The sequence below is a fragment of the Streptomyces bambusae genome (assembly GCF_019400985.1).
Lineage (GTDB): Bacteria > Actinomycetota > Actinomycetes > Streptomycetales > Streptomycetaceae > Streptomyces > Streptomyces bambusae_A.
This window is the reverse complement of sequence record NZ_WTFF01000261.1, coordinates 1-10301: the sequence shown is the minus strand read 5'-3', so window position 1 is coordinate 10301 and position 10301 is coordinate 1. Positions and strand designations below refer to the sequence as shown.

7 protein-coding genes are annotated in these 10301 nt (G+C 74.9%); 4 read left to right on the top strand and 3 right to left on the bottom strand.

Going from position 1 to position 10301, the window contains the following annotated elements; genetic code table 11:
* Positions 1 to 1678, top strand: a 1678-nt coding sequence (locus GPJ59_RS27570; RefSeq protein ID WP_219670404.1) for a galactose oxidase early set domain-containing protein, incomplete at its 5' end; no start/stop codon positions are given.
* Positions 1671 to 2732, top strand: coding sequence for an NUDIX domain-containing protein (locus tag GPJ59_RS38675; RefSeq protein WP_308120517.1), 1062 nt, complete (start codon positions 1671 to 1673; stop codon positions 2730 to 2732). The genes GPJ59_RS27570 and GPJ59_RS38675, both read left to right, overlap by 8 nt.
* A gap of 16 nt (positions 2733 to 2748) precedes the next feature.
* On the opposite strand, the gene GPJ59_RS27560 is transcribed toward GPJ59_RS38675, so the two are convergent.
* Positions 2749 to 3699, bottom strand: a complete 951-nt coding sequence (locus tag GPJ59_RS27560) for an ion transporter (RefSeq protein ID WP_308120516.1) — start codon at positions 3697 to 3699, stop codon at positions 2749 to 2751.
* A 317-nt stretch (positions 3700 to 4016) separates the two neighbouring features.
* Here GPJ59_RS27560 and GPJ59_RS27555 point away from each other — a divergent pair, with 317 nt between their 5' ends.
* Positions 4017 to 5612 (top strand): beta-N-acetylhexosaminidase, encoded by a 1596-nt coding sequence (locus tag GPJ59_RS27555; protein ID WP_219670402.1) that lies wholly within the window; start codon positions 4017 to 4019, stop codon positions 5610 to 5612.
* 113 nt (positions 5613 to 5725) lie between these two features.
* Here the strand turns inward: GPJ59_RS27555 and GPJ59_RS27550 are convergent, their stop codons facing one another.
* On the bottom strand, positions 5726 to 6136 hold the full coding sequence (locus GPJ59_RS27550) for a rodlin (RefSeq protein ID WP_219670405.1): 411 nt from the start codon (positions 6134 to 6136) through the stop codon (positions 5726 to 5728).
* A 250-nt stretch (positions 6137 to 6386) separates the two neighbouring features.
* Between GPJ59_RS27550 and GPJ59_RS27545 the strand changes: the two genes are divergently transcribed.
* Positions 6387 to 8501 carry a SpoIIE family protein phosphatase gene (locus GPJ59_RS27545; protein ID WP_308120515.1) on the top strand — a complete coding sequence of 705 codons (2115 nt, stop codon included), beginning with the start codon at positions 6387 to 6389 and terminating at the stop codon, positions 8499 to 8501.
* Positions 8502 to 8641: 140 nt separating this feature from the next.
* Here the strand turns inward: GPJ59_RS27545 and GPJ59_RS27540 are convergent, their stop codons facing one another.
* Positions 8642 to 10168: a helix-turn-helix transcriptional regulator gene (locus GPJ59_RS27540; RefSeq protein WP_308120514.1), complete on the bottom strand. Its 1527-nt coding sequence runs from the start codon at positions 10166 to 10168 to the stop codon at positions 8642 to 8644.
* Positions 10169 to 10301: the final 133 nt, after the last annotated feature.

Sequence of the window (10301 nt, the reverse complement as noted above, 5' to 3'; positions counted from 1 at the left end):
GCTCGGCGCCGAACACGCCCGTGCGCACGCCCGGCGGCGACTCGCGGCCGCTGCCGCCGAGGAGTACCCGCAGGCCAGCCGCACCGCGAGCCTGGCCTCCCTGACCGCCTCGCAGGCGCGGGCCAACCGCGGCTTCGACCCGGCGCGCGACGGCCGGTTCACGGACTACTTCCCCTCGCCCGACTTCGGCGTCCACACGGCCCAACTGCCCACCGGCAAGGTGCTGCTGTTCTCCTTCGAGCGGGTCCAGTCCAACCCCCTCAAGGAGACCGGCCCCACCGATGTCGTCGGCCCGGCCAACGCCGGCCGGGCCTACCTCTGGGACCCGTCCCGGGGCACCGGCCCCGACGCCTTCACCAGCGTGCCGCCGCCGAGCGTCGTCGTGCCCGACGGCACCGGCATCGCGCGCCCCGCGCCCTTCTTCTGCTCCGGCCACGCCTTCCTGCCCAACGGCATGCTCGCGGTCTTCGGCGGGAACAACGGCGGCAAGGGCGGCAGCGGTGCCACCCTGTCGTTCGTCTTCGACCCGTGGACCGAGACCTGGTACCGCAACCGCGACATGGTGGCCGGCCGCTGGTACCCCTCGGTGGTCACCGGCGCGGACGGGCGGATGCTGATCATGTCCGGGCAGTCCGAGCGGGGCACCGGCACCCCCACCCCGGTCGTCGAGCGCTTCCCGTCCCTGGGACACCCCGTGCCGTGGCTGAAGACGGACGTCCCGCGGGACGTCCCCACGGACCGCTTCTGGTCCACCGCCCCCTTCCGCAACGACTACCCGCACCTGTTCTCGCTGCGCGACGGGCTGATCTACGGCCTCGGCCGGGACGCCGACCAGCAGTGGAAGTTCGACCCGTTCACCGAGCTGCGCTACCGCCTGCCCCGGCGGCCCGGCGACTACCGCAACTACGGCTCGGCCGTCCCGCTGCCGGCGGGCCTGCGCGGCCCGGACTCCGTCCTCGTCCTCGGCGGCGACCCGCGCGACCCGAACACCTACCGGCTGACCGGCCGGCAGTGGACCACCGAGCAGCCCCGCGCCTTCGGCCGCACCCAGGACGACACGCTGATCATGCCGGACGGCACCCTGCTCACCGTCAACGGCGCCCTCGACACCCGGGACTACGGCAGCGGCCCCTTCAACCCCAAGGCCGACCTCGCCTACCGGCAGACCGAGACCCGCGACGCCCGGGGCTCCTGGCGGCTCGGCCCGGCCCAGCGGCTGCCGCGCGGCTACCACTCCAACGCCCTGGTGATGCCGGACGGCCGCGTCATGGTGACCGGGGACGAGCTCCAGCAGATCGCCAACGACCCCGACATCACCGACGAGATGGACGGCAGCATCGAGCTGTACGAGCCCGCCTACCTGCACCGCGGCAGCCGCCCGGCGCTGGACGAGGTCCCGGAGGGCACCGTCCGCCACGGAACCGGCTTCAGCGTGACCACGTCCACCCCCGACCAGGTCCGGCGTGCCGTCCTGCTGGCTCCCACGACGGTCACCCACGCGGTCAACACCAGCCAGCGCCACCTCGACCTGCTGCTGACCGGGATCCGGGGCGACACCCTCACCCTCGTCGCGCCCGCGACGCCGGCCGACGCGCCGCCCGGCTACTACATGCTGTTCCTGTTGAACGACAAGGGTGTGCCGAGCACGGCGAAGTGGGTGAAACTGGGCCGTGAGTGACGTCCCCGGGCCGGGCCCGCAGGTCGTGGCGGCCGGCATCGTCCTGGACGAGCAGGGCCGGGTGCTGCTGTCCTCTGCCTCCCCGCCCTCCCGACCGGACCTGCCCGCCACCCCGGTCCGCCGTACCGAGACCCCCGAACAGGCCCTCGCCCGGTACCTGTCGGCGGACCCGGGCCTGCACCTGTCGGTCGGCCGGCTCCTCGCCGTGGACTCCCGCGGCCCCGCGTCCGACGGCGGCCCCGCCCGGGTCGTGCACGCCTACCAGGCCGGGCCGCTGCCGCCCGCGCCCGCGGGCGACACGGCCGACGGCGACGGCGGTCACGGCGGTGAAGGCAAAGGCGGCGGTGGCGGCGATGTGCCCGGGGCCCGGCGGTACCCGTGGGAGGAGGCCTGCGCCCTGCTCCCCGTCCCGGCCGCGCCCCTGCTGCGCGCGGCCATGGCCGCCCTGTACGCGGGATCGGTCGCGCACCTGGTCGACGGTGTTCCCCAGCCGGGCTCCGCGGCCGGGGTCACCGCCCCGGCCCGAGCCGCCCTGGAGCACGCCCACACGCTCGACGCCGCCGGCCACCGGGCCAACCGGCCCAAGGCGCTGACCGCGTCGAAGGTGCTCTTCACCGACCGGGCCGGCCGCGTCCTGCTGGTCCAGCCGAGGTATCGCACCGACGGCCGCTGGCACCTGCCCGGCGGGGGCATCGAATCCGACCTGGGCGAGAGCCCGTACGAGGCCGCGCGCCGCGAGGTGCGTGAGGAGCTCGGCCTCGACCTCGCCCCGGGCCGGCTGCTGGCGGTGAACTGGGCGCCCGACCCGCCGTACCCGGCCCGGGTCGCCTTCCTCTACGACGGCGGCGTCCTCGACGACGAGACCCTCGCCCGGATCCGCCTCGACCCGGCCGAGCTCAGGCAGTGGCGGACGGCGGCCCCCGCCGAGCTCCCCGCGCTGGTCGGCAAGGGCCAGCTGCGCCGGATCGAAGCCTGCCTGACGGCCCTGCGCGAGGGCATCGGCCCCCTCGAACTGGTCAAGGGACGTCCCCGCCCCCGCCGGCCGGCACGGTGAAGGCCCCTCGTGCAACTCAGCTCAGGTGGTCCTGGAACGGGCGGGCGCGGGCGGCCAGGCCCGCTTCGAGCTCGTCCAGGGCGCGACGGGCGCGCACGATGCGCTCGCGCAGGTCCTCCGGGACCGCCTCCGCCGAACACGCGTCCGCCGAAAACGCGGCCGCTGCCTGTGCCTCGTCCTCCGCCGTCCAGGTCCCGGCGGCGGCCGGCTCCGGCACCCGGGCAGGCCCCGGCCCGGACTCCGGATCCGGCCTCGACCCCGGGTCCGGCGCCTGCCCCGTTTCCAGGTCCTGCTTCTCCAGCTCGCGCGCCTCCTCCAGCGAGGTGAGCACCACCCCGATCAGGACGTTCACCAGCACGAAGGAGGCGAACAGCACGTAGGAGGCGTAGTAGAGGAACGACAGCGGGGAGATCTCCAGCCCCGCGCTCACGGCGTCGCCCAGCCCCTCCAGCATGGTCAGCAGGAAGAGCGTGAGCGCGGCCCGGCCGACCGAGCCGTAGCGCCCGGGGTCGCTCTCGGCGAAGCACAGCCAGCCGATCATGGCGTACACGTAGACCACGAGCGCCCCGACGAACAGGAAGCTCAGGGTGCCCGGCACGCTGCGGCCCACGGCGACGAGCAGGACCCGCAGCTGCGGGAGGAAGCGGGCGGTGCGCAGGACCCGCGCCAGCCGCAACAGCCGCAGCACCGTGGCGTTCTCACGCACCACCGGCACGAACGCCGACGCCACCACCAGCAGGTCGAAGAGGTTCCACGGATCGCGGAAGAAGGCCTTGGGCCGGTCGGCGTGGGCGCCGATCCGCACCAGGATCTCCAAGCTGAACACGGCCAGGCAGGCACCTTCGGCGATCCGGAGGATCTGCTCGTGGGCGGCGGCCGTCCCGCTGTACGTCTCCACACCCAGCAGGCAGGCGTTGAACAGGATCACCGCGAAGACGGCCTTCCCGAACGCGGGAGCGTCTGTCACGGTGCGACAGCGGGCCGCCAGCCTCGTACGGCCGGCCTCATGCGTCACGGAGAACCCCTCATTTCACAAGCGTCACAGCAGTCGGCCGATCGATCATGGCAGCGCCGGGATGGCCCTCCCATGTTTCAAACACCATCAGCACCCGATCGGGTGGGCCCCGGATTTACGTACGAGCAGGCCGGGAAGGGCGGGGGCGGCGGCCGGAATCCGCTGCTCCGGAATCGGCGCGTCGAAGCCTGCCGGAGCGCGGGCGCGGCGGGCACACTGGCGGCGCCCGCACAGCACGGACCCCACCCGGACTCCAGAGAGGACTTCGGATGCGCCTGCGCACCGCCCTCACGGGCGCGCTGACCGCACTGGCCCTGCTCCTCGCGGGCGGCCCGGCCGACGCCCGCGACCCCCTCGGGGGCCCGGCCGAGGCCATGGCCGCCCTGCCGGACACCGTGGTACCCGTACCGGCGCAGACGGTCGCCGACGGCAGCACCTTCACCCTCACCCAGGCCGTCACCGTGACCGCCGGGACCCCCGAGGCCCGCGGCGTCGCCGAGTACCTCGCCTCGGTCCTGCGGACCTCCACCGGCCACCCGGTCCCCGTCACCACCGGGCCGCCGCCGGCGTCCGGTGGCATCGCGCTGCTGCTCTCCGGCGCGCCCGCGTCGGTAGGGGCGGAGGGCTACCGGCTGACCACCACCGCCGGCGGCGTCACTGTCCGGGCCCAGCAGCCGGCCGGCCTCTTCCACGGCGTCCAGACGCTGCTCCAGCTGATGCCGCCCGCCGTGATGAGCCCCACCGTGCGGCCCGGCCCGTGGACCGTGCCCGGCGGTACGGTGACCGACCGGCCCCGCTTCGCCTACCGCGGCGCCATGCTCGACGTGGCCCGGCACTTCTTCACCGTCGAGCAGGTCCGGCGCTACATCGACCAACTCGCCCTCTACAAGATCAACATGCTGCACCTGCACCTGTCCGACGACCAGGGCTGGCGGATCGCCGTCAACTCCTGGCCCGACCTGGCCGAGTACGGCGGCAGCACCCAGGTCGGCGGCGGCCCCGGCGGCTACTGGACCCAGGCCGACTACACCGCGATCGTCCGGTACGCCGCCTCCCGCTTCGTCACGGTCGTCCCGGAGCTGGACATGCCGGGCCACACCAACGCCGCCCTCGCCTCCTACGCCGAGCTCAACTGCGACGGGGTCGCCCCGCCGCTGTACACCGGCACGCAGGTCGGCTTCAGCTCGCTGTGCGTCCCGCTGGAGACCACCTACACCTTCATCGACCAGGTGGTCGGGGAGATCGCCGCCCTGACCCCCGGCCCCTACCTCCACATCGGCGGCGACGAGGCCGCCTCCACCCCGCCCGCCGACTACCGCGCGTTCATCGAGCGGGCCCAGCGGATCGTGGCCGCCCACGGCAAGACCGTCGTCGGCTGGCACGAGATCGCGGGGGCGGCCCCGCTCCCGTCCACCGTCGCCCAGTACTGGGGCACGACCCGGACCCACCTGACCCTCGCGGCCGCGGCGGCCAAGGGCACCAAGGTCGTGATGTCGCCGGCGAACCTCGCCTACCTCGACATGAAGTACGACCGGCGCACCCCGCTCGGGCTGTCGTGGGCCGGGTACATCGAGGTCGACAAGGCGTACGACTGGGATCCCGCGGGCCGGGTGAGCGGCGTGGGCGAGTCCGCCGTGCTCGGCGTCGAGGCGCCGCTGTGGACCGAGACCGTCGTCACCCCGGCCGACATCGACTACATGGCCTTCCCGCGGCTGCCCGCCCTCGCCGAGCTGGGCTGGTCCCCGTGGAGCACGCACGACCTGCGCTCCTTCCAGCGCCGTCTGGGAGCCCAGGGGCCGCGCTGGAAGACCATGGGCATCACCTACTACCGCTCCCCGAAGATCGCCTGGCCGGCCGGCTCCTGACCCCCGGCTCCCGGCCCGCACGCCGGACAGGACCCGCCGGGCGGACACACGAGCGCCGGCCGCCCGGTGGGACCGGGCGGCCGGCGCGCTGTGCACGGGCGGGGTCGGCCGCGTCAGCTGTTCGCGGAGAGGTTGCCCGACAGGACCGGGATGTTGTCCAGGATGTGCGAGAGCGACTCGTCGCCCTTGGCCTGGGTGGAGTTCTCGGTGCACTGCTGGTTCATCGGGTTGGACAGGACGTTGATGTCCTGGACGCCGACGTTGACGAGCGCCAGGATGTTCTGGACGTTGACCTTGGCCGGCAGACCGACGCAGGGCTTGTTCAGCGTGCCCTGGACGAGGCCGAGCTGCGGGCTCAGGTCGCCCGCGGTCTTCTGGTTGCCGTAGATCTGCTGGGCGCCGTTGCCGTTGACGGTGGTGATCCCGTTGTCGTTGCCGATGGCCATCGCCGGAGCGGCGACGGCGGCGCCCGCACCGAGGATGGAAGCCGTGGCGGCCGCGGTGGCCATCATCTTCTTGAGCATCATGGATCCTTCTGTCGCACGGGTGCTCGCCTGCGGAGCACCTTGATCAACGCCCGGCGCGCCCGCCGGTTGCGGACGTTCCCCCGAACGGGGGCAGATGACGCTGCGTCGCCGCCCGTGACGCTCCGTAGCGGGACGTGCCGCGGCAGGCGGGGGACAGCAGAATGGAGGAGGACCCGTCCGCCCTGGCGCGATGCGGGCGGGATCCACGCGTTTGCCGCCGCGCGCCTCGGCCGGAAGGGGGCGTCGGGTGCCATCGGAACCGCCGGGGGGCGCGTACGACGCCGGCCCGCTGCGGTCCGAGCCGGGCGCGCTCCTGGAGGACGTGGCCGTGGCGGTCTTCGGCTTCGACGGGGACGGGCGCCTGTCCGTCTGGGGCCCCGGCGCCCGCGACCTCTTCGGCTACGACGTGCGGGAGGTGCTGTCCCGCCCCGCCTCGCTGCTCTTCCCCGAGCCGCTGCCCAGCCTGCCGGGACCGGCCGGCGACCGGCTCGCGGCGACCGCCCTGACCCACGGCTACTGGCGGATCCGGACGCCGGCCCGGCACCGCGACGGCACGGTCTTCGACTGCGGCGTACGCGTCTTCCCGCTCTCCCGGAGCACCGACGAGATCCTCGTGCTCGCGCTGGCCAGCCGCGGCGACGAGCTGGACCGGGTGAAGACCAACCTCGTCTTCCTGGACGCGCTCTTCAGGACCTGCCCCATCGGCCTGGTACGGCTGGACGAGCACCTGCGGTACGTCCACCTCAACCAGGCCCTGGCCGACATGGACGGCGCCTCCGTGGCGGAGCACCTCGGGCGGGGCGTCGGCGAGTTCATGCTCACCCCGGACGGCGGCGGCTTCGAACGCCTGCTGCGCGGCGTCGCCGACAGCGGGCGCCCGGTCGTCGGGGCCCTGATGGGCCTGCGCACTCCCGGCCGGCCGGACCGCGACCAGGTGCGCTCGGTGAGCTTCTTCCCGCTCAGCCAGGCCGGCGGCACCCGCCCGGGGCTGGGCGGACTCCTCGTGGACGTGACCGACCGGGAACAGGCCATCGTGGAGGCCACCGCCAACCGGCAGCGGCTCGCCCTGCTGAACCGGGCCGCGGAGCGTATCGGCACCACGCTGGACGTGCGCGTCACCGCCGGCGAACTGGTCGACTCGGTGGTCCCCGACTTCTGCGACGGCGCCGTGGTCGACGTCGTGGAATGGCTGGACGAGTCCCAGCCCTTCACGCCGGAACTTCCCCTGTACACGCGGCGGATCGCCGCCGGCACCACCCTGCCCGAGCCGGCCGTCGAGTTGATCGAGGGCCTGGAACGGGTGTCGTGGCCACCCGGGTCCCCGGTCCACGAGACCCTGCGCACCGGCCGGCCGGTCTCCTTCGACGTGGACGAGGACTTCGTCACCCGGACCGTGGTGCACCAGCAGCGCGCCCGCCTGCTCGTCGACAGCGGCCTGGCCTGCATCGTCATCGCCCCGCTGATCGCCCGCGGCACCGCCCAGGGCCTCGCCATGTTCGGCCGTTCCGCCCAGCGCCCGGCCTTCACCGGACAGGACCTCGACCTGGCCGGGGAGCTCGCCTCCCGCGCCGCCCTCTGCCTGGACAACGCCCGCCTCTACAGCAGGGTCGAGGAGATCGCGCTGACCCTCCAGCGGGCGCTGCTCCCCGTCACCGTGGCCCACAGCCCCCATCTGGAGATCGCGCACCGCTACTTCCCCGGCAGCCGCGCCACCGAGGTCGGCGGTGACTGGTACGACGTGACCGGCGTGCCCGGCGACCGGGTGGCGCTGGTCGTCGGCGACGTGATGGGCCACGGCGTGCCGGCGGCCGCCGCCATGGGCCGGCTGCGCATCACGGCCAAGGCCCTGGCGCGTACCGGGATGGAACCCGCCGAGGTGCTCACCGAACTCGACGCCTGCGCCCGCGAGTCCGGGATCGACCTGGCCACCTGCCTCTACATCGTCCACGATCCGGCCACCGGCCGGGCCCGGGTGGCCAGCGCCGGGCATCTGCCGGCGCTGGTGCGCAGGCCGGACGGCAGCGTGGACACCGTGGACGAGGTGCTCGGGGTGCCGCTCGGGGTCGGCGGCGTGCCGTTCCGGACGACCGGGATCGAGCTGCCGGACGGTTCCACCCTCGCGCTCTACACCGACGGTCTGGTGGAGTCGCGGGACCACGACATCGACGTCGGCCTCGACGCGCTGCGGGCCGCGCTGGCGCGGGCCGACGCCGACTCCTTGGAGGAGGCGGCCGACGGCATCGTGGCCGGGCTGCTGCCGGAGGGTCCGACGGACGACACGGTGCTCGTCCTGGCGCGGGTGCGGACGACACCGCGCCCGGGGGACGGCGGCGGACGGCCCGGACCGGGTCGGGAGGGCTGACCGGGCGCGTCGGCCGGACGGGGGCGGACGCGGACCGGACCGGGGGCGGAAGCGCTGGTGACCGGACCGGACCGGACCGGCCCGGAGCGGCAGCGCCGACCGGGCCGGGCCGGGGCGGTCGCGTCGCCGCCCGGTCGGCGTCAGCGTCGCTGCATGGCGGTGGCCAGTTGGGCCCGGGAGCGGACGTCGAGCTTCTGGTAGATGCGGGTCAGCCGGGCCTCGACCGTCTTGACGCTCAGGAACAGCTTGTCCGCCGCCTCCTGGTTGCTCGCCCCCTGGCAGACCAGCAGCGCGAGCCGGGTCTCGGCCTCCGTCAGGACGCCCGTACCCCACCCCACCGGACCGCGTCCGGCGGAGCGGCCCGGTCCGGCACCAGCCGGCGCCTCGATCGCCAGCGCCGCCCACGGCGTGGCGCCCGCCCGCGTGAACACCTCCGCCGCCTCCTGGAGGGCAGCCCGGGCCGGTGCCCGCCGCCGGCGCCGGCGCTCCACCCGGGCCAGCGCCAGCAGGGTCCGGGCCCGCTCCAGCGGCAGGTCCAGCGCCTCGAAGCGCTCCGCCGTGGACCGCAGCAGGGCGACCGCCGCGTCGGCCTCGGACCGGGCGGACAGCAGCAGCCCCTCCGCCCGGTCCAGGGCCGCGACCACACCGGCCCGCCCGAGGTCCACGGCCACCGAGCGGACCTCCGCCAGCAGCGCGGCCGCCTCCGCCGGCTCGTCCGCCGCCACCAGCGCCTCGGCCAGTTCCCCGTGCCAGCGCAGGATCGACGGGTCCACCACCTGCTGCGCGGCCTCCAGTTCGGCCACCCGGCGCAGGGTCGCCACCGCCTTCACCGTCTCCCCGGTGGCCAGCTCGACCAGCCCGAGCGCGTACAGGCTGCGCGAGAGGAACACCTGGTCGCGCTCCTCCTCCGAGGCCTGCACCCCGCGCCGGGCGTAGCCGGCCGCCCGCGCGAAACTGCCGCCCACGGACTCCGCCATGGCCGCCACGTACCAGGCGGGCCCCGGCGAGAGGCCCGCCTCGATGGTCAGTTCCAGGGCGCGCCGCGCATGGGCCGCGCCCGCCGCGCAGCGGCCGCTGCGCAGCTCGACCTCGCTGAAGCTGCGCAGCAGCTCGAAGACGTCCTCGGCCGAGCCGGTCCGCTCCGCCGCGGGCAGCAGCACCAGCAGCTGCTCCCGGGCGTCCGCGAGCCGGTCGTCGAACAGGGCGTGCCGCACCGCGAGGTACTGCGGGGCGTGGCGCATGCCGAGCGGCACGGCCGGCGCCGGCAGCGCGAGGGCCTGGGCCAGGATCTCCTCGGCACCGTGGTCACCGAGGATGCGGCCCATCCGGGCCCGTACGGTCAGTGCCATCGCCTCGGCGACCTGGTCCCCGCCGGTGGCGGCGAGCGCCCCGGCCTCGGCGGCGGCCGCCCGCGACCGCACCGGGTCGCCGTCGCTCAGGTTGAGCTTGGTGGCCACCCGCAGCTGGACGGCGGCCTGGAGGGCGGGGTCGCCCGCCGCGTCGGCCATGGCGTGCGCGAAGGTCTCGTCCAGGTCGGCGAGGGCCTGCCCGGCGGCGTCGATCACGGCGAGCCGGGCCCGTACCCGGTCCGCGGGCGAGGCGTCGCGGGCGAGGACGGCCTCGGCCGCTCGGCGGGCGACCGGGGCGGGGTCATTGCGGGCGGGCAAGTCGGCGGAAGAGCCAACCCCGAGCCGGTCCTTCGCAACCCGCGGCGGGACCCCGCCAAAGGCTTCCTTTTCGAAGACCCTCACCACCTGCCGGTCCCGTCGGGAAGGGTTCGGGTGGGGGAAGCAACCCCGG